The following is a 22,195-nucleotide window of genomic DNA, read 5'->3' on the forward strand; positions in this document are numbered from 1 at the left end:
TCGCTTCGCTCTGCTGTGGCTACTGGGCGCCCTGGGCGGCTGCCTCGCGCAGCTGCCGGATGCCCTCCGCGCGGGACTCCGCCGTCTCCCCGTAGGGGAAGTTGTGCGTCAGCTGCGCCTCGGGGAAGACCTGTCCGAGCCACAGCGCGCAGTAGTGGCCCGGCAGGAAGCAGGCCTCCAACTCGGTGTGCACACGCAGCACTTGCTCCGGCTCGACGCCCGCGGCCCGCAGCCGGGCCCACAACCGTTCCTCCGGGTGGACGCCGATGTCGCCGGCCTGCGTGACGATCTGCTTCTCGCCCTGGTCGTTCACGATCTCGAAGGCGGTGAACCACTCCGCGCTCGCGGTGTCCCGGATGTCGTCCAGGACGAGCGGCCACCAGTGCTCCCGCCCCTCGAACGCCCGGGGATCGAGGGTCCGCAGCCGCTGCTCCAGCTCCGCGTACGCGGCGGACGCCTGCTGCGGCTCGTCGGTACCGAGGATCGCGGCGAGGGCCTGGTCGAGCGCGGCGAGGGACTGGGCGAACGCCTCCGGAGTGGCGTTCACGAACCTCGACTCCTCGGTCCAGTCGAGGAGTACGGCCCGTACGACCCCTTCGTGGTCGGCACAGATCTCGAACCCGCGGTCGGAGCCGAGCCGCGCCCACTGCCGGCACTCGTCCAGCACGACTGTACGGCCGACGGACTCCGCGAATTCCTGCAGCAGCAGGGGGTCGGACTCGGCCGTCGCGAAGTACGGTCCGACCGCCAGGGGGAGGGCGAGGTGCGCGAGCCGCCGGACGCTCTCGGGGGCGCCGGCCGGGTCGGTGACCGCACCGGTCCCGAACTGCCGAATATCGCTGTCGTTCATCGCCCTACCTCGCCTCGGGTTCGGCGACATATTCGAGGATGTCGTGCCACCGGGAATGACCCACTTCCAGCGCGGCCGGATCGATTTCCCTCATCTGTCCGGTGAGCCGTCGCGCCGCTCCCTCCGGATCGAGCGAATCCTGTTCCGACTCGAAGTCGTAATGGGGACGCTCTTTCTCCAGCAGGTACAGGAAATGGGCGAAGGAATTAATGTCCTTGTTCAGCGGATAGATCTCGGACTCGTCGCCGGGGAGGCAGTAAACGGTCCCGGTGACCCCGTCGAGAGCGATGTCGTCGTACGGGACCATACCGAGGAGAAGCCAGCCCTCGGCGCCCTCGGGCAGGTCGGTCCACCGCTCTCGCAGGTCGGCGTAGCAGTCGCCGAGCGTCCTCACCTGCTCCGGAGTCCCGTCCACCAGGTCGAACCAGGGATTGGGGCGGGCCGGAATGCCGACGTCACGAAGGAAGCGCGCGGTCGGTTCGTGCTGGATGTCCGCCACCACCACGGCGGAATACGTGGTGAGCTCTTCCGGGCCGAACTCGGACTCCAGGGTTGCCCGGTCGATGGGGGGTGTCATCCAGTGACCTGCCTGCCTTGCGAATGAGAGGAGTGCTCGATGCTAGCACGTACGCTATTTGCCCCGGTTCACCTTGAGCCGATCCAGGTAATTCATCATTTCCGCGTTTCCCTGGGCTCTGGATTCCTTTGTGTTTCCGTAATCGATACTGTGGGTGACATCGACGTGTGAAAGTCTTTCCCGCATCCACGCGCTGCAGTTCGGTGCGGACGAACAGGGGGCCCGTTCCGTGTACAGCTCGGTCATACGACCGCCCGCCCCGTCCCGGAGGACCGGGAAGCCGATCATGCGCTCGGAGTGACGGAATCCCGAACTGCGCGCGACCAGGATGAAGTCACCGTCGTCCTGCTTGTTGCTGTTGAGGCGCGCCGCGGCGTAGTTGTTGCTCTCGAACTTGTCCTGCCCGTTCACCTGCTTGTGATTGCCGTAGCTCTTGTCCGAGTGGCGGGCCAGCTGGACGGCCTGGGACAGCGGCGTGCTCCCGAGTTCCACCTGGGTCGAATTGCTGAGAGGACGCGGCCGCTCCTTGCCCTGGAGCTTGAGGTTCGCCTCGCCCGGCAGCGGTCGTCCGGCATTGTCGCCGTCGAGCCGCAGGCCGATGCGGTCCCGGTCCTCCTGGTTCAGCTTGTCGGTCCCGCCGTCCGTCCTCAGCCGCTTGAGCGTTCCGTCGTCCCCCATGAGGTACATGGGCGTCTTGCCGTCATTGCCCTTCTGGAGCTGCTTGAGGGACAGGGCGGTCTCGTCGTCGTTGTCCCGGTGGCGCTTGGCCATCTGCTTCAGGCCGCCGGTCATGTTCTCGTCGAGGTGCGAGGCGGACCGCTTGACGCCCTTCTCGATGCCTTCCATGACCTGGTCCAGCATGGCGTTGGCGGCGTCGGCGATCGCGTCCTTGCCCTTGGTGCGGCCGTGCGTGGACTTGGCGCGCGACAGCTTGCCGCCCGCCCCGTCGCGGATCTTGCCGCCCGCGCCCTTGAGCTGCGTGCCGGCCCGGTCGTAGGACTCCAGGTCCATGCTGAACTGACCGCCGCCACCACCGCCCGAGCTGCCGGAGCCGCCTCCGCCGTCCGCGCCGGCCAGCTGCATCGACCCGCCGGAGCTCCCGCCCGCGCTCGCCAGCTGCATCCCGCCCGACTTCGCCGCGTCGACGCCCTCGCCGAAGCCCTCCCGGCCCGACCTCGCGGTCTGACCGAGGTCGACACCGTGCTGGGTGCCGAGCGCGTTGCCGCCGATCTGGACCACCAGGTCTCCGGCCATGTTGCCGAGCGCCTGGTAGACCGGGCCCATCGCGATGTCCATCACCCGCGAGACGACCTCTTCGCAGACCTCTTCGAAGATGCGCTTGACCGCGACCCGGGTGACCTGGGTCCCCGCGATGCCGCCCAGTGTCGACAGGCCCAGGGTCAGGGGGGCCGCGGCGATCGCCGCCGCGATCTCGGCCGCCAGGATGCCCAGTTGCACGATGGCCGCCAGCTTGGCGCCCTCGATCAGCACGGCCACCCCGTCCAGCGCGGTCGCCGCCATCCGGCCCGCCTCGGCGAGGTTGGTCAGGTGCGTGCCCTTGACGACGTCCCAGTGCTTCTCCAGCGCCTGGATCGCCAGACCCTCGTTGGTCCCGATCAGATCGGCGATCGCCGCATGGGCGTCCGCGGCTCCGTCGTCGATGTCGTCGGCGAACTCCCGCATGGCCTGGGCCATGTCGCGGTAGTCGTCCTCGTCGACATTGGGCCAGCTGATGCCTATCAGGTCCAGGGCCGCATCCAGCTCGCTCGGCAGGACAACACCCACAGGGACCCCCGTTCGAAATTTACTTCGAAGAACTTAACTTTGAACGAATCATGGAACAAGTTGACCCTGCATCACATGACTGGATATGGAGCCCAGTTGGCGCAGACCTACCTTCCGGACGGGTGGCCGCCGGGGCACCAAAATCCGTCGCGCCCGTGCGGGGAAGCCGTTAGCCTCCGCGTGAGCGCGGAGGGCTGCGCGACCACGGGGGGAGCCGGGCATGGAGAACAACCGCATACGCACCGACCGTCTGGGTGTACTGCTGGACCAGTTCGACTGCGTCAGGGAGCGGGCGCAGGTACGGCTGGAGGGGCTCGGCGACGAGGAGTACCTGTGGGAGCCGGTGTCCGGCTGCTGGTCGATCCGGCGCCGGAGCGAGGCGGTGACCCCGCGGGCGTACGGTCCCGGTGAGTGGCTGCTCGACCAGGGTGCCCCGGACATCCCGGCGGGGGAGTACGCCGAGGTCGCCCGGCAGGCCGCCGACGGCATGAGCGTCGCCAAGATCGCCGAGGACTGGAGCGTGAGCGTCGAACGGGTCGAGGAGGTCCTCGCCCACACCGGCCCGGTGGAACCCGACGTCACGCCGGTCACGACCATCGCGTGGCGACTGGGCCACCTGCACTCCTGCTTCGCGGGCGAGTGGGAGTGGACCTTCGGTGAACGCCGTACGGATCCCAAGCAGTTGGTCGACTTCACGCCCTCGGCGGCTCTTGCCCTCGACCGGTTCTGGTCACTGCTCGACCGCTGGCGCGAGCACGTCGGCAAGGTGACGGAGGAACAGCTCGACACGGTCGGCTTCTCGCAGTATCCCTACGGCTCCGCCCCCGACGACCCGTTCATCGCCGTGCTGTGGGGCTCCAACCTGGAACTCATCCACCATATGGCGGAGATCTCGCTGCTGCGCGACTTGTGGCGGGCCCGGTTCAAGGCTGCCGGATAGCGGCCCGTGACGCCGCCACGTCCGTGTCCCAGCGCGCCGTATCGGCCGCGCACCGGTCGTTCCCGGATACGACGGTGTGCCGCAGGCTGTGGCCGTGAACGCGATCGCACGGGAGCCTGACAGCCAACGGGGAAAGTCTCGTGGATGTTCTGTGGACGAGTCGTTCCCGGATCGGTTGGCGCCGACCGCCCCCGCGACATCGCCGACCGAGTTTTGAGAGTCTGTCGATCGTCATCGTCAACGGCATCGACAATTGGGCGGCCATGAATCACAGCAGCCAGGAATGGGCCCCGCAGGCTCAGCAGCCGGGGCAGCCGCAGTACCCACCGCAGACCCCGACCCCGCACAGGCAGGGCCACGCCCCGGCGGAGACCCTCATCGAGGTCCCCAACAAGAGGCTGCACACGCACGACAAGGTCAAGCCGGGGGAGCAGACCGTCACCATCCGGCAGGCCGGCCCCGGCACGAACGGCGAACCGCTCGCGTACGTCCACGTCCCCCAGGACGCCCCGAAGGGCGGACGCAGTGCCCGGCCGCCGTTCACCGTGAGCGGCCCCGACGGCGAGCCGCTCAGCTCGGTGCGCTCCGTCGGCACCGGCGTCTACGAGGTCTACGGCGGTGACGGCGCCCCGATCGGCAGGATCACCCGGCGCGGCGGACGGACCCTGCCGTGGCCGCGGCGCGTGCACTGGAGTGTGCAACCCGCTCAGGGCGGCGAACCGCTGGTCGGTGAGGTCGGCACCCGCAAGGCGTGGGCGGTGTTCGTGCTGATCTCGCCGCTGTACTTCGTGTGTTGGGCGGTCATGGCCGCGCAGGGCGCGATCTGGCTGCTCCTCGGCGAGAAGGACGAGGCGAAGAAGGAGGCCGCCTGGGAGATGGAGCCCCCGACGTGGACGCGGTGGCGTCACTCGGGTGGGCCGGAAACCGTCATCGAGTACCAGACGGGCCGTAAGTACCGTCTCACCTCACCCCGGCTGGACCACCGGCTGGCATACGCGCAGGCCATCCTGCACGTCTGGGACCGTGCATAGCATGCGCATGCCACAAGTTGGCGACAGCGAACGCCGCCACGTAGGCCTGAAGTTGCTGCTCCGATAGTCTGACCGGCGATCACCGATCACGCTACGGGGAGGCACACGGCGATGGCGGACTTCCAGATCAATGTCGATCGTATGAAGACCCTGATCAACAGGTTGGACCAGGTGGACGACCGCATGCGCGGCGCCCAGGAGCGGCTGAACAAGGTCGGTCCCAAGGGTCTGGGCACGGACGGTCTCGACAACGCCTGCGACGGCTTCCAGGACGACTGGGGCGACGGCATCAAGCGGATCGCCGACGGCGCCAAGCAGCTCCACGAGGGCCTGCAGAAGACGCTCGAGGCGTACCAGACGACCGACCAGGATTTACAGAAGGGCTTCAGTCAGAAGTAGGCCGTACCACCGCTCCGACAACTCGTACACGCACACGCATACGCACACAACGGGGAGAAGACGATGGGGATGTTCGACGATGCCGGCTGGCCCGGGCTGACGTTCAACCCGGCCAAGGGCGACCTGCACACGATCGAGTCGCTGGCGTACGACGTCAAGACGGTCGGCGACGAGCTCGACGAGATGCGCGAGATGCTGGTGGGCATCGGCAAGACGGACGGGATCTGGGACGGCGAGGCCGCCAAGAAGTTCCAGGAGAAGGTCGGCGAACTGCCCAAGTACCTTCAGCAGGGCCATGAGTCGATGAACGCCTGCTCCAGGGCGCTCAAGGGCTGGCACGACGAACTCGAGACCATGCAGCGCCAGGCCAAGAACCTGGAGGAGCGCGCGGTCGAGGCCCGCAAGCGGCTCGACCAGAAGAACGACGACGTCGAACGGGTCAACGTCAAGATCGAGGGCGCGCAGTTCCAGCAGCTCACCGAGCAGCAGGCCAAGGCCCTCTCGGAGGAGGCCGACTCCGCCACGCGCGCGGCCCAGGACGCCGCGACCGACCTCAAGCTCCTCATCCAGAACGCCGAGGCGCTGCGCAAGTACTGGGAAGAACAGGCCGCGAAGGCCGAGAAGGCCATTCGCGAGGCCGCCAAGAACCGGCCGCCGGACATCAGCATCTGGGACAAGATCACGGGTGGCCTGAAGGGTGCCTGGGACGGGTTCAAGAACTTCCTGATCGACAACGCGGACCTGTTCTCCACGATCTCCGCCGCGCTCGCCGCCGCCGCCATCGTCGTCAACGTCATCCCGGTCGGCGGTCAGGTCGCCTCGGCCATCCTGGGCGCGGGTTCGGTGGCGTTCGCCGGCGCGGCGATGGCCGGACACTGGATGGGCGGCGCCCCGATGTGGAAGGTCGGTCTCGACGCGCTCGGTGTGATCCCCGGTGTCGGCGGCGCGGGCAAGGCGCTGTTCTCCGGAGGCAAGGCGCTCTTCACCGGAGCGCGGGAAGCCGGGGCGATCGCCTCCGGTGCCAGGACGATGATGAACCAGATCAAGAACCCCATGAGCACGAAGGTCATCAACTGGGGCCTCGGCAAGTTCGGCAAGGCCGTCGACCCGTCGCTCATCACCGGCGGCGTCAAGGGCTTCTCCACCGGCTTCGGCCTCGGCCACCTGCTCTCCGGCGGGGACGACGGCGGCAGCAGCCGGCCCGCGGTCTCGACCCAGCCGGCCCCGGCCACCGGCCAGCCCCGGCCCACCCCCGAGGTCACGACGATGCCGTGGCCGGCCTCGGGTGACAAGTTCCACCAGACCCTGGCGGCCTGAGCGTCATGACCGAACTCACCACCGCCGCCCCGGCCACGGAGGCGGAGAAGCCAGGGCTCCACGTGGGATGGGTGGTCCCACCGTTCTTCCACGAACTCCCCCTGGGGACGGACGACGTCGACGAGGCGGGCGAGCAGCTCTACGCGACGGTCCAGAAGGTCCTGCCGGGCGGCACGGACCAGGACCGGTTCCGTATGTTCGTCACCTACGCCGGCCTCCTCGACGACCTGCGGGACGCGGGAGCGGTGTACGCGGGCTTCTGCAACCTGGACTTCGACGGCCGCCCCAGCACCGCCACCGTCGCCGTGTACCGGATGCCGCTGCACGACATCACCGCCGAGGACGTGCTCTCCGAGGCCCTCACCGGCCTCCAGCGGGCCTACCCCGACGACGACGTCCGCATCAGCACCCTGCCCTCCGGCAAGGGCGACGCCCGGGCCGTCGTACGGATCGGCCAGGCCCCCTTCACCCTGGCCGCCGAGGCCTCTCCCACCGGCGAGCCCCTGGAAGTGCCGCGCGGACAGATACAGGTCTACATCCCGCTGCCCAACAACGCGGACCTGCTGGCGTTCGAACTCTCCACGCCGTGCATGGAGGACTGGGACTTCTACTCGGAGCTCTTCGCGACGATCGTGCGGACCCTGGACTGGGCGACGGAGGAGCAGGCCGCGATGGAGGCCGCGCTCTCCCAGGCCCAGCCGGTCCCGGACGTGACGCCCGAACCGGCCATGGTCCAGGAGCTCTACTCCTTCTCCAGCCGGGTCCTGGACGGCCTCGGTGTGCGGGGCAGGATGGACGAGGGCAACGCGGTGACCTCGGTGACCTGCGCCGACTGCTGGTCCAAGGGCCTGACAACGGTGTGCACGGCCCGCCATCGCTGGCAGATCGACGGCGTCCCGGACGAGCAACTCGCCGCCGCAGTCGGCCGGTTGGACGCGGTCTTCCAGGGTCAGGGCTGGCTCAAGCTGGCGGGGGCACCGGGGGAGAGCGTGTCCCTGGCCGCGGACAGCGGCTCGGGCCACCGCGTCAACGTCACACTGATCCATGGTCGGCAGCGGCTCGTCGTCGAGGTCGTCGCCCCGTGCACCCGCACGGTGCGCGGTCCGGGCGACTCCGTGTTCGGATAGCGGAGGCGGTTCCAGCATGAACGAGAACCCCGGCCACCTTCTGCCGATCGGCGCCCGCACGCTGTCGGCGGACCCCCGACTCGCCGCCGCCGTACGGGACTTCGGCAGCACGTACGGCTACGACTACTTCGACGACGAGACGGTCGGACAAACCCTCGCCGAACACGAGGCCTCCCTGCGCCGGGTCGCGCGCGGAGGGCTCGTCTGGGCCGGCTCCCTGGCGACCGCCGTCGGCATCGTCTGGCTGGTGTGGGCCGCCTCCCGCAAGCCGGACGACATGGCCGTCGCCGTGGCACCCCCGGCCGCCGTACTGGTCCTGGCGCTGGCCGCTTTCGTACTGGTCAACCTCCAGGGCAGGCGGCGGCTCCGCCACCCCTTCCTGGAGGGGTACCGGCATGTCCTCGCGGCGGCGCTGGCGCACGGCGCGCCCGTGACCTACGTGCCCGCGTGGCTGACGGGCCGCGGCGGTGGTCAACTCGACGTGGCCCCGCTGCCGTCGTACGCCGCGCCGGCCGGGGGGCTGTCCAGCGGTGCCCGGACCACCTCCGTCGTGCCGCCGCCCAAGCCGGCCGAGGTCGAGGAGTACGAGCGGATCGCCGACCACGGAGGCTGGCACGACGAGGCGGGCTGGATCCTCGTCGTCGCCGGAGCCGTCGGCGTGGGCTACGCCGTGGTCAAGGACCTGCCCGCGGCGTACGCGGCCGTACTGCTCGTCGGCCTCGGCATCTGGACGTGGGTGTCCGGCCACCGCCTCGGCAGACGCCAGAGGGAACTGTCCCGCCAGGCCCGCCTCTACCTCGACGAACTGACCAGCGCCCAGGCGGCCGGTGCGCCCGTACAGGAACTCTCCCCACCACTGCGCAAGCTCCTGGACACGCGGCTCTGACAGGCAGCACGCATACGGCGGTGGCGGCACCCTCCCCGGGCGCCGCCACCGCCGTACCCGCAACCGCTCAGCCCATCAACCGACCCGGGCCCCCGCCGCCTTGGCCCGCTCCCGCGCCTCGGCGCTGACACCGCGTTTGCGGGCCGACATCCGCTCGTCCACCGCCGTGCGCTGGGCCACTCCGAACAGCCGTCGCGGTCCTGGTACGGCGACGACGCCCAGGAAACGCGGGTCGCCCGCGAACCACACCTCGCCGACCTCGCCCGACCTGACCTTCCGGACCCAGAACGTGTAACCGCTGCCCAGGAAGCTGCCGTAGCCGAGGGAGACGGTCTTGTCCGGGAGTTCGGGGTCCGTGAAGGAGAAACGGGTGGTGCCGTTCTTCGCGATCGAGGCGGCCCCTGGCACCGACTGCCAGGGATAGACCCGCAGGACCCGGCGCAGTGACCGGATGCCCAGGAGTCTCGCCGTATTCAGCATGGCCAGGTAGATCAGCACGAACAGGGTCGGGAAGAGGACCCAGAGAGTCCACACAGGCGTCAGGAGCACCGCGTACAGCCAGGCCACGAAGGACCCGAGCGAGAGCAGGAAGCCACTGAGCCGGAACGCGGCCGTGAGGCGCCAGGCCCGCCGGGTCGCCTGGTCCTCGTAAGCCGTCTTCGTGAGGGGAACGTCCACTGCGTTTGACTCCATCGGGATCAGCCGAAGACCGCGCGCACGGACGCCTCGACCTCGGACTCGGGAATCCGGGCCCTGAACTCCTCGGGGAGCGGGTTGTCGAAGCTCACCATCTCCGCCATGGCACGGTGGATGTCACGGTAGTTCTCGCGAGCGTCGACAGCCGTCGTCGTCAGCGTGAGGACCGCGAGGTTCCGCCCGTCCGGGAAGGGCAGGTACGCGGTCGCCTCGTACAGGGAACGCTGCCGGGAGTCGGCCTCCGCCGGCAGCTGCACCAGTGACTCGGTGAACGCGCCGGGCCCGCAGGGCAGGTCCGCCACGGCGACCGGCAGCGCGTTCGTGCGCGCGGTCGCCGCCTGCGCCGCCGCCAGCTTCGGCGGGGTCCAGGTAATTTCGCGACGGGCGAGCATGACGACCGACTCCAGCATGGCGCCGTCGTCCCCCTCGTGGGCGCCGATGGCGAAGCTCACCACGCCTTCCCGCCGCATCTCCGAAGTGAGGGCCCTGGCCTGGGCGAGCTGCTCCAAGAAGCCGGCCTGCTGCTCCTGAGGGACCAGTTCGAGGAGCGACTCGACGGCCTCGACCACCCGCGCGCCCTCCGGAGAGGTCGGGTCGGCGAAGAGGTCGTGGAAGGGGACCTCCACATAGCCGGGCGCGAGCGCGAACCACAGGTCGCAGCCACGCTCCATGGCCGACTGGTCGATGGCGTACTCGAACTCGTCCGCGTCGTCGGTCATGAGTTCCACTCCTTCAGTGCGTCGCGCCGAACAGGATCTTCAGCGTCTTCAGGGCGGTGGCACCATGGCCGGCCCCGTCGAAACTGCCGGCCCGGACACCGTCCGCCCCGGTCGCCGCGTTCTCCGCGGCAGGGTTCTTGATCTCGTCCCACAGGTTCTTGGCCACGCCGTACGTCCCGGTGAGCGCTCCGGCGCCGGAGACCGAGACGTCGATGATCTTCGCCGCCGAGGACGGGTCTGCAGCGCCCTTCACCAGCCAGGTGGTCAACGGGTTCTCGGCGCCATGGATGCGCTGCGCGGCCAGCCAGGTCTTGTCGCCCGCACTGCTCAGCTTCTCGCCCAGGGTGAGTGCCTCCGCACCGGCGCTCGCCGACCGCGCGGCACCGTTGACCCCGCGTGCGACGGCGCCGACGCCCGGCACCATGCCGAGGGTGTCGCCGACCACGCCCACCGCGTTGCTCCAGAAGTCGGCGTCGAACTCCCCTTTGGTGAACCCGTCTTTGAGCGATGCGCGCACCACCGGATTGGACAACCGGCTGATCAGCGTCGCCGCGCTCGCCGCCGCCGCGACCAGCAGGAGGATGGGGCCGACCGGCACCGCGAAGAAGAGCGCCGCGAGGCCCGCGATGGCCGCGATCGTGCCGAGGATGTCGGTGAGGTTGTCGCCCACCCAGTCCATGGCCTTCTCGAACCAGTTCGGTTCCTCGGGCGCCAGCTTGTCCGTGGAGTCCCGCAGGACGCGCGCCTTGCCGCGGGCGTCCGTGCCGTGCTCCTCCTGAAGCTCCTGTGCCTTCCTGATGACGTCGTTGTAGGCGGTCCTGGCGTTGGTCACCGCTTCCCGCGCCTTGGTGAGCTCCTCGGTCGCCCGGTCCAGGCGCGCCTGCGCGTTCTTCAGCTCGGCGTCGTCCGTGAACGTCTTGCCCGCGAGCTTGAGATCGGGGTTCCCGGAGGCAGTCTTCTCCTGGCCCTCCGCGGTGTCGATCTTCCCCTTCGCGTCCTTCGCGTCGCCGTCGAGGGCCCGCGCCCGCTGCTGGTAGCCGTCGAGCGCCTGCTGCCAGTCGGCCAGCGCGGTGGCAGCCCTGGTGATGGAGGAGTGGGCGTTCTTCAGGTTCGTCGGCAGGGCCCCGTCGAGCTGCTCGCGGAAGGCGACCGCCGCGTCCCCCTCCCAGTCGCCGCCCGAACGCAGGTTCTCGATCATCTTGTGGGCGTCGGAGATGGTCTGCGCCGACTTCTGGAGCCGTGTCGTCAGCTCCGACACGACCGAGACGCTGCCGGGCGCCGGGTCGAAGCCCAGGGAGGGATACGAGTTCGCCGTCACTTCGCGCCTCCCTGTGCCGCCGCCTTGCGGAAGCCCTCTTCGAGAGCGTGGTCGACCTCGTCGTAGTTGGCCTTGCTCTGGCCCACACTGTCCGCGAACTTCCCGGTCAGCTCCGCGAGCTGCTCGGAGCCGTACTTCCAGTGCTCGTGGAACTCGGCACAGGCGGCGTCCAGCTCCTGGGTGCCGATGCCCTCCGCGGACACCTCCTGCATCCACTTGCGGACGTTGTCCAACTCGGCCTTCGCGTCCTCCAACGTCTTTCTGAAACGCCCCAGTTCGGCGGTGTCGGTCTTGAAAAAGTCCGTCACGATCTCTCTCCCCGTTCGACAGGTTTCTTCACAACAACACGGAGGGGCGGGCCCCAGACACGGCGGCCCGCCCCTCCACCGACCAGGCTCAGCTCTCCGGCAGGTATCCCGTCTGGACGAGCTGCCCGCTCGACCGGCGTGAGATGAACTGGCCGCGGCCCTGAGGCATCGGGGCGGCCTTGATGTTGTTGAACACCGGGCCCTCCGACGGATCGCCGGACAGCACGATGCCCTGCGCGCCGAGCTCCTTGATGCGGGTGAGGACCGGCTCGAAGGAGGAGCGCGAGGCACCCGACGTGGTGCGGGCCAGGATGATGCGCAGACCCAGGTCACGCGCGAACGGCAGGTACTCCAGGAGCACCGACATCGGGTTGCCCATCGACGAGGCGACGAGGTCGTAGTCGTCGATGAAGATGAACGCGTCCGGCTCGTTGTACCAGGAGCGGTTGCGCAGCTGGTCCGGCGTCACGTCCGGGCCCGGCATCCGGCGGCTCATCGAGCCGGCCAGCGACTCCATGACCTCCTGGAGCTGCGGACCCGAGGCGCAATACTTGTACATGTGGCTCTCGGGCATCTGGCCGAGCAGCGCGCGCCGGAAGTCCGAGACCACGAACAGCGCCTTGTTGGGCTGGTACCGCTCCGAGATCTGCTTGGCCATGAACCGCAGCAGCGAGGACTTGCCGGACTCGCTCTCGCCGTAGATGACGAACAGCGGGTCGGTCTCGAAGTCCACGAAGACCGGCGAGAGGGTGAGCTCGTCGACACCGACCGCGATACCGCGGCTGCCGAAGTCGCCGCCGCCGGGCAGCTCGGACGCGGGCAGCATCGTCGGCAGCATCCGCACCTTGGGGGCCGTAGGGCCCTGCCAGGCGCTGTTGACGCTCTGCACGAGGTTCGCCATGCCGTCGGCGAGGTCCTCCACCTGCGTCGACCCGTCGATCCGGGGCGTGGCGGCGAGGTAGTCCAGCTTGTCCGGGGACAGACCGCGGCCGGGCTTGCCCATCGGCACGTTCTCGGCCCGCTTGCGGTCGAACTCCGACTCCATCGCGTCACCGAGCCGCAGTTCGAGCCGGCTGAGGATCTGGTCGCGCAGCGCGGGCCGCATCTCGGTGTACCGGGTCGCGGTGATGATCAGGTGGATGCCGAAACCGAGACCACGGGTCGCGATGTCCGCGATGACCGGGTCGAGCATCTCGTAGTCGTTCTTGAACGTCGCCCAGCCGTCGATGATCAGGAAGACATCACCCCACTGCTGGTCGGGGTAGTGCCCCTGCGCCCGGCGGGAGCGGAAGGTGTTCATGGAGTCGATGCTCTTGGAGCGGAAGAACTCCTCACGGGCGCCCAGGATGCCGTGCACCTCCGCGACCGTACGACGCACCTTCTCCTGGTCCAGACGGGAGGCCGCGCCGCCCATGTGGGCCAGGTTCTCCAGCGCGAGCATGCCGCCACCGCCGAAGTCGAGGGCGTAGAACTGCACTTCGGCCGGGGTGTGGGTGAGCGCGAACGACGTGATCATGGTGCGCACGAGCGTCGACTTGCCGGACTGCGGACCGCCCACGATCAGCGCGTGACCGGCGCTGCCCGACAGGTCCGCGTACATCACGTCACGGCGCTGCTCGAAGGGCTTGTCGACCAGGCCGACCGGCACGGCCAGCTTGCTCTGCAGGTGGTATCCCTCGGCGTGCAGACCGCGCTCCGGGCTGATGTTGAGGGCCGGCAGCACCTGGTCGAGGCTGAACGGCTCGTCCAGCGGCGGCAGCCACACCTGGTGGGCGGGCGGACCCTGACCGTCCAGGCGGCTGACGATGACGTCGAGGACGGTGTCGGCGAGCGCGTCGTCGACCTGGGTGGTGCGGGTCTCCGGCTCCGGCTCGGTGAGGATGCGCACCGGCACCGGCGCCGCGGTGAACAGCACGGGGGAGCGGTCGATCCGCCCGCCGCCCTGCGCCATCGGCCCGTTCGGCCGGTAGGTGCCCGACACGTACGCGGCCTTGAACTGCACCATCGTCTCGGTGTCGTACTTGAGGATGCCCGCGCCGGGCACGTTCGGCAGGTGGTAGGCGTCGGGCACGCCGATCGCCGTACGGGACTCGGCCGCCGAGAAGGTGCGCAGACCGATGCGGTACGACAGGAAGGTGTCGAGGCCGCGCAGCTTGCCCTCCTCCAGACGCTGCGAGGCGAGCAGCATGTGCACACCCAGCGAACGGCCGATCCGGCCGATCTGGATGAACATCTCGATGAAGTCCGGCTTGGCGGCGAGGAGTTCGCTGAACTCGTCGATGATCAGGACGAGCGAGGGCAGCGGGTCGAGCGCGGCACCGGCGGCGCGCGCCTTCTCGTAGTCGGTGATGTTGGCGTAGTTGCCGGCCGTCCGCAGCAGCTCCTGGCGGCGGGTCAGCTCACCGGTGATGGAGTCGCGCATGCGGTCGACGAGGGTGAGTTCGTCGGCCAGGTTGGTGATGACCGCGGAGACGTGCGGCATGGCGCCCATGCCGGTGAAGGTGGCACCACCCTTGAAGTCCGCGAGGACGAAGTTGAGCGTCTCGGAGGAGTGGGTCACCGCGAGGCCGAGGACCAGGGTGCGCAGCAGCTCCGACTTTCCGGAACCGGTGGCGCCGACGCACAGGCCGTGCGGGCCCATGCCCTCCTGCGAGGCCTCCTTGAGGTCCAGCATGACCGGGTCGCCGCTCTCGCCGAGACCGATCGGCACCCGCAGCCGCTCGTGCAGTGTGCGCGGCCGCCAGGTGCGCGAGACGTCCACGCTCGCCGCGTCACCGATCTGCATGAGGTCGGTGAAGTCCAGGTTCGCCAGCAGCGGTTCGTCCGCGTCGGCGGCACCCAGACGCAGCGGCGCGAGCTGCCGGCCCAGCGACTCGGCCTGCGCCTGCGACAGCACGTCGGGGACACCGGTGAAGACACCCGTGCCCGCCTCCAGCTCCATGGCCTCGGGCCACACCCGCACCGACAACGAGCCGCGCGCCTCGTCGAGTTCACCGGGCACCACCTCGAGGATGGTCACGCCCTGCAGGCCCTCCGCCGAGGCGAGCACCGAGTCCGCGGGCACCCCGCCGCCGTCGAGGACGACGACCACGTGCGGCTGGTCGAGGACCGGCGAACCGTCCCGGCTCCAGCGGGGACGGCCCTCCAGCTGGTGGGCGATCATCTCCTCCAGCTCGCCGAGGTCGAAGCAGAGCAGACGGCGGCTGCCGGCACCGTCGGACTCCTTGTGCTGCATGTGCGGCAGCCACTTGGTCCACTCCCAGTCCACCGCCGCGCCCGGCGAGGCCACGACCGCGATCACCACGTCCTCGGGCGAGTGCAGCGAGGCCAACTGGCCGACCACGGACCGGGTCTGGCCGTAGACCGTCTCGGCGTCGCCGGAGATCGTCACGTGGTAGAAGGAGCGCAGCCCGATCGCCAGCGGGAGGTCGCCCAGCGTGCCGTAGCTCGCGATGAACTGCTGCATCGCGTGGGCGGTCAGCGGCTCCAGCTCGTCCACCGGCGCGGTGTCGGGGGCGACCAGCGGCGTCGCCAGCTGCTGCGGGCCGAGGCCGATGCGCACCTGCGCGAAGTCCGGGTCCGTGGACCGGCGTTCCCACAGCCGCGAGCCCTCGGCGACCAGCGCCCACAGCTGCTCGGGCGCCGGGTGCAGGTAGTACTGCGCGTCACGCTGCTTGTGCACCGTGCGCCGCACCTCACGGCGCTTCTGCGCCAGGTACTTGAGGTAGTCGCGGCGGGCCTCGGCCATCTGACCGGACGGTCCCTTGCGCGCCCGCACTATCTGGGCGACCAGCATGGCGACCGTGGACGCCATCATCATCATGCCCATGATCTTCATGAAGCCCTGGGCACCGGGCATGAAGAAGAACGCCGCCGACGACCCCATGCCCAGCATGGGCAGCAGATTCATCAGCAGGCTGTCGTCCTCGGTACGAGGGAGTTCGGGAGGGGACTCGAGCTTGACCTCCTCACTCGGCACCTCCGGCGGGTAAACCCGCGGCGGGCGCTTGACGATGACAACGCTCACCGATCCACCAGTCCTTCACGCAGTCGCAATGTCGAAACCGCCCCCGTCGTGACGGCCCCCGTAACGTTCGTCGACCCATGGGGCTCAGCCCACTCATGAGTCGGGCGTTGATCCTACTGTTCTGCGGGGCCGTTGAGCCGATAGGGGATGAGGAGATGCCGCAAGAGGACGGTAGGGTGACGCTCCAAACCAAGCGCGGAGCGGGAATCGCCCTGGCAAACCGCGACGAATCACCGAGTACTGGACTAGGGGGAACCGTCAGGTGAGTACGGTTTCAGCAACCGGATTCTGCCGGGTCACGGTGGCGGCACCGAACAGCCGGATCGATGTGGCACTTCCCGAGGACGTGCCGCTCTCTGACGTCTACCCGGAGATCCTGCGGCTGTCGGGACAGACTCCCGAAGAGGCCGCTCCCACCGGGTACAACCTCGTACGCAGGGACGGCTCCGTCCTCGACGACGGCCGCTCGCTCTCCGAACAGCAGATACGCGATGGCGAATTGCTGCTTCTGCGCCCGTTCGCGGACTCGCTGCCGCCCGCCGTCTTCGACGACGTCGTCGACGCCGTGGCCGCCGCCGTCGAGGCCGACCGGCGCAGCTGGAACGACGGCATGATGCGCGTCATCGGCCTGACCGCAGGCGCGCTGCTGCTGACCATGATGGCGCTGGCGCTGTGGTTCTCGGAGCCGCTGCGCCACGACATGAACGGTCTGCCGGGCGTCATCGCCGGCGTCACCGGCATCGTCCTGGTCGCCCTCGCGGCCGTACGCGCGCGGGTCTACGACGACCACCACGCGGCCGTGGCCCTCGGTATCGCCTCGCTGCCGCACCTGCTGGTGGGCGGCTCGGGCATCATGGGCCTCGACGCGGGTGAGGGGCCCGGACGGCTGCAGCTCCTCATCGCCTTCGCCGTGGTCCTCGTCGCCTCGGTGCTGCTGGTGCTGATGCTGCCCCAGAGCGACGCGCCCTTCATCGCCGTCGCGTTCGCCTCCGGCGTCGGCGTGCTCGCCACCTTCACCGCGATCGTCACCGAGGCCGAGCCGCGCGAGACCGCCGCCGTCACCGCCGTGGTCATGGTCGCCGTCATCGGCTTCCTGCCCGGCTGGTCCGCCCGCTTCTCCCGGCTGCCCATCGGCTTCCGCTCGCCCGACCAGATCGCCAAGCGCGGCCGCGCCGAGGACCAGCAGGAGCAGGAGCCGGTCGACTACCAGCTCATCACCGACCAGGCCCGCCGCGGTCACGAACTGCTGCTCGGCCTCGTCGGCGGCTGCGCGATCGGCGGTGTCGCCTCCGCCGGTGTGGTGCTCGGCTTCTCCACCAGCGGCTGGGCCCAGCTGCTGTCGCTGGCGGCCGGCCTGTCCCTGCTGATGCGGGCCCGGCTCTTCCTGTACACGTCCCAGGTCGTGACCCTGATGGTCTCGGGCGTCGTCACCGTCAGCCTGCTGGTGCTCGGCCTCGCCCTGAACCCGCCGACCGACGTCATCGAAGAGCTCGTCTACAACCACAACAGCGTTCCGCTGGACATCCGTACCGTCTGGCTCGCCGCCGCGGTCGCCCTGGGTGCCACGCTGCTGGTGGCCGTCGCCCTGATCGTGCCGCGCAAGGGCGTCACCCCGTTCTGGGGCCGGATGCTCGACCTGAGCGAGGGCGCGGTGCTCCTCTCCCTCGTCCCGCTCTGCCTCGCGGTCCTCGACCTGTACGCGGCGGCGCGCGGTATGACCAGCTGACGCTCCCGCACCCGTCACGGCGGCTGTCACCCACGTGGGTGGCAGCCGCCGCGTCATGAGTACGACGCCGGCGTGGGCCGGGGCACTGCCGCCGGGCTGATACCCTGGCTGATGGCCGTTTGTGTACGCACCCTCGGAGCTCACCGCTCTGGAGGCCGCGCCCAGCGGACCCCGCCTCCCGAGTAACGGAAGCTCCCCTGAGAAGTGGACCAGGGGCACTCGGTGGCTACCCAAGAGACTACGAGGAGTACGCGTGTCGCTCGACGCCGCTACGAAGAAGCAGATCATCACCGAGTTCGGCCAGAAGGAGGGCGACACCGGCTCCCCCGAGGTCCAGGTCGCGATGCTCTCGCGCCGGATCTCGGACCTGACCGAGCACCTCAAGACCCACAAGCACGACCACCACTCCCGTCGTGGTCTGCTGATCCTGGTCGGTCAGCGCCGTCGCCTTCTCCAGTACCTGGCGAAGAAGGACATCCAGCGCTTCCGTGCGCTGGTCGACCGCCTCGGCATCCGCCGCGGTGCGGCGGGCGCCAAGTAGAACGCCGTGGGGGAGCGGTTCCCGAAACGATCGGGGGCCGCTCCCTTTGCCGTACGTGCGCACCGTACGTACGGAAACGTGCGCAGTGTCACACCCACTTTGTAGTGTGGTAGCACAACGCAGTATCACGAGGAGAAGTGCACCTCGCCGCCGCCGGTCCTCGGTAGTGGCCCCCGGGCCTTGCAAACCCGGGTGCTTCGATCGAAGACCGGCCCGCACCAGATGGAGCGCTTCTCCGCGCACGTCCCCCCGCCACACGGGCGGATCGGGACAAAAGACGAACGCAGACGAAAAGTAACGGAGAAACCAATAGTGGAGAACGAGACCCACTACGCCGAGGCCGTCATCGACAACGGCACCTTCGGCACCCGCACCATCCGCTTCGAGACGGGCCGCCTGGCCAAGCAGGCCGCCGGCTCCGCCGTGGCGTACCTGGACGACGACACCATGGTGCTGTCGGCCACCACCGCCTCCAAGAACCCCAAGGACCAGCTCGACTTCTTCCCCCTGACGGTGGACGTCGAGGAGCGGATGTACGCCGCCGGCAAGATCCCCGGCAGCTTCTTCCGCCGTGAGGGCCGTCCCTCCGAGGACGCCATCCTCACCTGCCGGCTGATCGACCGCCCGCTGCGCCCCTCCTTCAAGAAGGGCCTGCGCAACGAGATCCAGGTCGTCGCCACGATCATGGCGCTCAACCCCGACCACCTGTACGACGTCGTGGCGATCAACGCCGCCTCCGCGTCCACCCAGCTGGCCGGCCTGCCCTTCTCCGGCCCGATCGGCGGCGTCCGCGTCGCGCTGATCAACGGCCAGTGGGTGGCCTTCCCGACGCACTCCGAGCTCGAGGACGCCGTCTTCGACATGGTCGTCGCGGGCCGCACCCTGGAGGACGGCGACGTCGCGATCATGATGGTCGAGGCCGAGGCCACCGAGAAGACCATCCAGCTGGTCAAGGGCGGCGCCGAGGCCCCGACCGAGGACGTCGTCGCCGCCGGTCTGGAAGCCGCGAAGCCCTTCATCAAGGTGCTCTGCAAGGCCCAGGCCGACCTCGCCTCGAAGGCCGCCAAGCCCACCGGCGAGTTCCCGATCTTCCTCGACTACCAGGACGACGTCCTGGAGGCGCTGGCCGCCGCCGTCAAGCCGGAGCTCGCCTCCGCGCTGACCATCGCCGGCAAGCAGGAGCGCGAGGCCGAGCTGGACCGCGTCAAGGGTCTGGCCGCCGAGAAGCTGCTCCCGGAGTTCGAGGGCCGCGAGAAGGAGATCTCCGCCGCGTACCGCTCGCTCACCAAGCAGCTGGTCCGCGAGCGCGTGATCAAGGAGAAGACGCGCATCGACGGGCGTGGGCTGACGGACATCCGTACGCTCGCCGCCGAGGTCGAGGCCATCCCGCGCGTGCACGGTTCCGCGCTGTTCGAGCGTGGCGAGACCCAGATCCTGGGCGTCACCACCCTCAACATGCTCCGCATGGAGCAGCAGCTGGACACCCTCTCCCCGGTGACCCGCAAGCGCTACATGCACAACTACAACTTCCCGCCGTACTCCGTCGGCGAGACCGGCCGTGTCGGCTCCCCGAAGCGCCGCGAGATCGGCCACGGAGCGCTCGCCGAGCGCGCCATCGTGCCGGTCCTGCCGACGCGCGAGGAGTTCCCCTACGCGATCCGTCAGGTGTCCGAGGCCCTCGGCTCCAACGGCTCGACGTCCATGGGCTCGGTCTGCGCCTCCACCATGTCGCTGCTGAACGCCGGTGTGCCGCTGAAGGCCCCCGTCGCCGGTATCGCCATGGGCCTGATCTCCCAGGAGATCAACGGCGAGACGCACTACGTCGCCCTCACCGACATCCTCGGTGCGGAGGACGCCTTCGGCGACATGGACTTCAAGGTCGCCGGCACCAAGGAGTTCGTCACCGCCCTCCAGCTCGACACCAAGCTGGACGGCATCCCCGCCTCCGTCCTGGCCGCCGCTCTCAAGCAGGCCCGTGACGCCCGCCTCCACATCCTCGACGTGATGATGGAAGCGATCGACACGCCGGACGAGATGTCCCCGAACGCCCCGCGGATCATCACCGTCAAGATCCCCGTGGACAAGATCGGTGAGGTCATCGGCCCCAAGGGCAAGATGATCAACCAGATCCAGGAGGACACCGGCGCCGAGATCACGATCGAGGACGACGGCACCATCTACATCGGTGCCCAGGTCGGCTCGCAGGCCGAAGCCGCCCGCGCCACGATCAACCAGATCGCCAACCCGACCATGCCGGAGGTCGGCGAGCGCTACCTGGGTACGGTCGTCAAGACCACCACCTTCGGTGCGTTCGTCTCGCTGCTCCCCGGCAAGGACGGTCTGCTGCACATCTCGCAGATCCGCAAGCTGGCCGGCGGCAAGCGCGTCGAGAACGTCGAGGACGTGCTCGGCGTGGGCGCCAAGGTCCAGGTCGAGATCGCCGAGATCGACTCCCGCGGCAAGCTCTCCCTGATCCCCGTGATCGAGGGCGAGGCTGAGTCCAATAGCGGCTCCGCCGCGGGCTCCTCGGACGAGAAGAAGGACGACGCCGACCAGTGACGTCCCGTAGCTCCAAGGCGACGGCCCGCACCTCTTCGGAGGCGCGGGCCGTCGCCCGTACCCAAACCCTGATCAAGGGCGAGAACGGCATCGGCACCGTCCGCAAGACCACCCTCCCCGGTGGCCTGCGCATCGTCACCGAGACCCTCCCCTCGGTCCGCTCCGCGACCTTCGGCATCTGGGCGCACGTCGGCTCCCGCGACGAGACGCCGTCACTGAACGGCGCCACGCACTACCTGGAGCACCTCCTCTTCAAGGGCACCGCGAAGCGCAGCGCCCTGGACATCTCCTCCGCCATCGACGCGGTCGGCGGCGAGATGAACGCGTTCACGGCGAAGGAGTACACGTGCTACTACGCGCGCGTGCTCGACGCCGACCTGCCGCTCGCCATCGACGTGGTCTGTGACATGCTCACGGGCTCCCTCATCCTCGAAGAGGACGTCAACGTCGAGCGGGGCGCGATCCTCGAGGAGATCGCGATGACCGAGGACGACCCGGGCGACTGTGTGCACGACCTGTTCGCGCACACCATGTTCGGCGACAACCCTCTCGGCCGCCCGGTCCTCGGCACGGTCGACACCGTCAACGCCCTGACCGCCGACCGCATCCGCCGCTTCTACAAGAAGCACTACGACCCGACGCACCTCGTGGTCGCGGCCGCGGGCAACGTCGACCACGACAAGGTCGTACGACAGGTCCGCGCCGCCTTCGAGAAGTCCGGCGCCCTCAAGAGCCCCGACGCCACGCCCATCGCGCCCCGCGACGGCAGGCGCGCCCTGCGCACCGCGGGCCGCGTCGAGCTGATCGGCCGCAAGACCGAGCAGGCCCACGTCGTCCTCGGCATGCCCGGCCTCGCCCGCACCGACGAGCGCCGCTGGGCCCTCGGCGTGCTGAACACCGCGCTCGGCGGCGGCATGTCGTCCCGCCTCTTCCAGGAGGTCAGGGAGAAGCGCGGACTGGCGTACAGCGTCTACTCGTACACCTCCGGCTTCGCCGACTGCGGCCTGTTCGGCGTGTACGCCGGCTGCCGGCCCTCGCAGGTCCACGACGTACTGAAGATCTGCCGCGACGAACTCGACCAGGTCGCCGAACACGGCCTCTCGGACGACGAGATCGGCCGCGCCATCGGCCAGTTGAGGGGCTCCACGGTCCTGGGCCTGGAGGACACCGGCGCGCTGATGAACCGCATCGGCAAGAGCGAGCTGTGCTGGGGCGAGCAGATGTCCGTCGACGACATGCTGACCCGCATCGCGTCGGTCACCCCGGACGACGTGCGCGCGGTCGCCCGCGAGATCCTGGGACGGCGCCCGTCGCTGTCGGTCATCGGCCCGCTGAAGGACAAGCAGGCGGCCCGACTGCACGAGGCCGTGGCCTGATCCCCGTTCGTTT

At 69.2% G+C, this 22,195-nt stretch carries 18 protein-coding genes; 10 read left to right on the forward strand and 8 right to left on the reverse strand.

Annotated elements, in window-relative coordinates:
• Window positions 1–19: 19 nt before the first annotated feature.
• The 3 genes from ACGFWE_RS36560 to ACGFWE_RS36570 are packed head-to-tail and all read right to left on the reverse strand — an operon-like array spanning window position 20 to window position 3,212.
• Window positions 20–850 carry a nucleic acid/nucleotide deaminase domain-containing protein gene (locus ACGFWE_RS36560; RefSeq protein WP_352389540.1) on the reverse strand — a complete coding sequence of 277 codons (831 nt, stop codon included), beginning with the start codon at window positions 848–850 and terminating at the stop codon, window positions 20–22.
• A gap of 4 nt (window positions 851–854) precedes the next feature.
• Entirely contained in the window at window positions 855–1,427 is a 573-nt protein-coding gene (locus ACGFWE_RS36565) for an SUKH-4 family immunity protein (RefSeq protein WP_352389541.1), read from the reverse strand.
• Between the two features lie 54 nt (window positions 1,428–1,481).
• Window positions 1,482–3,212, reverse strand: coding sequence for a nucleic acid/nucleotide deaminase domain-containing protein (locus ACGFWE_RS36570; RefSeq protein WP_352389542.1), 1,731 nt, complete (start codon window positions 3,210–3,212; stop codon window positions 1,482–1,484).
• 220 nt (window positions 3,213–3,432) lie between these two features.
• Between ACGFWE_RS36570 and ACGFWE_RS36575 the strand changes: the two genes are divergently transcribed.
• The 6 genes from ACGFWE_RS36575 (at window position 3,433) to ACGFWE_RS36600 (ending at window position 8,912) form a co-directional block, all read left to right on the forward strand.
• Window positions 3,433–4,152, forward strand: coding sequence for a DinB family protein (locus ACGFWE_RS36575; protein ID WP_393604453.1), 720 nt, complete (start codon window positions 3,433–3,435; stop codon window positions 4,150–4,152).
• Between the two features lie 263 nt (window positions 4,153–4,415).
• Entirely contained in the window at window positions 4,416–5,183 is a 768-nt protein-coding gene (locus ACGFWE_RS36580) for a hypothetical protein (RefSeq protein ID WP_393604455.1), read from the forward strand.
• A gap of 111 nt (window positions 5,184–5,294) precedes the next feature.
• The gene (locus ACGFWE_RS36585; protein WP_352389545.1) at window positions 5,295–5,582 is read left to right on the forward strand and encodes a hypothetical protein; all 288 of its coding nucleotides are present in this window, start codon (window positions 5,295–5,297) and stop codon (window positions 5,580–5,582) included.
• Window positions 5,583–5,645: 63 nt separating this feature from the next.
• Window positions 5,646–6,899: a putative T7SS-secreted protein gene (locus tag ACGFWE_RS36590; RefSeq protein WP_352389546.1), complete on the forward strand. Its 1,254-nt coding sequence runs from the start codon at window positions 5,646–5,648 to the stop codon at window positions 6,897–6,899.
• Window positions 6,900–6,904: 5 nt separating this feature from the next.
• Entirely contained in the window at window positions 6,905–8,026 is a 1,122-nt protein-coding gene (locus ACGFWE_RS36595; protein WP_352389547.1) for a hypothetical protein, read from the forward strand.
• Window positions 8,027–8,042: 16 nt separating this feature from the next.
• Complete coding sequence (locus ACGFWE_RS36600) at window positions 8,043–8,912, forward strand: hypothetical protein (RefSeq protein WP_393604458.1); 870 nt, start codon at window positions 8,043–8,045, stop codon at window positions 8,910–8,912.
• A gap of 75 nt (window positions 8,913–8,987) precedes the next feature.
• Here the strand turns inward: ACGFWE_RS36600 and ACGFWE_RS36605 are convergent, their stop codons facing one another.
• The 5 genes from ACGFWE_RS36605 to eccCa all read right to left on the reverse strand — a co-directional run bounded on the left by ACGFWE_RS36605 (window position 8,988) and on the right by eccCa (window position 15,980).
• Complete coding sequence (locus tag ACGFWE_RS36605; protein ID WP_393604460.1) at window positions 8,988–9,590, reverse strand: hypothetical protein; 603 nt, start codon at window positions 9,588–9,590, stop codon at window positions 8,988–8,990.
• Between the two features lie 20 nt (window positions 9,591–9,610).
• Window positions 9,611–10,327, reverse strand: a complete 717-nt coding sequence (locus tag ACGFWE_RS36610; RefSeq protein ID WP_393604462.1) for a hypothetical protein — start codon at window positions 10,325–10,327, stop codon at window positions 9,611–9,613.
• Between the two features lie 13 nt (window positions 10,328–10,340).
• On the reverse strand, window positions 10,341–11,645 hold the full coding sequence (locus ACGFWE_RS36615) for a hypothetical protein (protein WP_393604464.1): 1,305 nt from the start codon (window positions 11,643–11,645) through the stop codon (window positions 10,341–10,343).
• Window positions 11,642–11,953, reverse strand: coding sequence for a type VII secretion target (locus ACGFWE_RS36620; protein ID WP_352389552.1), 312 nt, complete (start codon window positions 11,951–11,953; stop codon window positions 11,642–11,644). The genes ACGFWE_RS36615 and ACGFWE_RS36620 overlap by 4 nt, the downstream gene beginning before the upstream one ends.
• An 88-nt stretch (window positions 11,954–12,041) precedes the next feature.
• Complete coding sequence (eccCa, locus tag ACGFWE_RS36625) at window positions 12,042–15,980, reverse strand: type VII secretion protein EccCa (protein WP_352389553.1); 3,939 nt, start codon at window positions 15,978–15,980, stop codon at window positions 12,042–12,044.
• Between the two features lie 262 nt (window positions 15,981–16,242).
• Here eccCa and eccD point away from each other — a divergent pair, with 262 nt between their 5' ends.
• The 4 genes from eccD to ACGFWE_RS36645 all read left to right on the forward strand — a co-directional run bounded on the left by eccD (window position 16,243) and on the right by ACGFWE_RS36645 (window position 22,182).
• A complete protein-coding gene (eccD, locus tag ACGFWE_RS36630; RefSeq protein ID WP_352389554.1) occupies window positions 16,243–17,706 on the forward strand; it encodes a type VII secretion integral membrane protein EccD in 1,464 nt (487 codons plus the stop codon).
• A 253-nt stretch (window positions 17,707–17,959) separates the two neighbouring features.
• Window positions 17,960–18,247 carry a 30S ribosomal protein S15 gene (gene rpsO / locus ACGFWE_RS36635; protein ID WP_030945091.1) on the forward strand — a complete coding sequence of 96 codons (288 nt, stop codon included), beginning with the start codon at window positions 17,960–17,962 and terminating at the stop codon, window positions 18,245–18,247.
• A gap of 312 nt (window positions 18,248–18,559) precedes the next feature.
• Window positions 18,560–20,806 (forward strand): polyribonucleotide nucleotidyltransferase, encoded by a 2,247-nt coding sequence (locus ACGFWE_RS36640; RefSeq protein ID WP_352389555.1) that lies wholly within the window; start codon window positions 18,560–18,562, stop codon window positions 20,804–20,806.
• On the forward strand, window positions 20,803–22,182 hold the full coding sequence (locus ACGFWE_RS36645) for a M16 family metallopeptidase (RefSeq protein ID WP_393604468.1): 1,380 nt from the start codon (window positions 20,803–20,805) through the stop codon (window positions 22,180–22,182). The genes ACGFWE_RS36640 and ACGFWE_RS36645 overlap by 4 nt, the downstream gene beginning before the upstream one ends.
• The last annotated feature ends 13 nt before the right edge of the window (window positions 22,183–22,195 follow it).

The organism is Streptomyces sp. NPDC048523 (assembly GCF_043199815.1).
Lineage (GTDB): Bacteria > Actinomycetota > Actinomycetes > Streptomycetales > Streptomycetaceae > Streptomyces.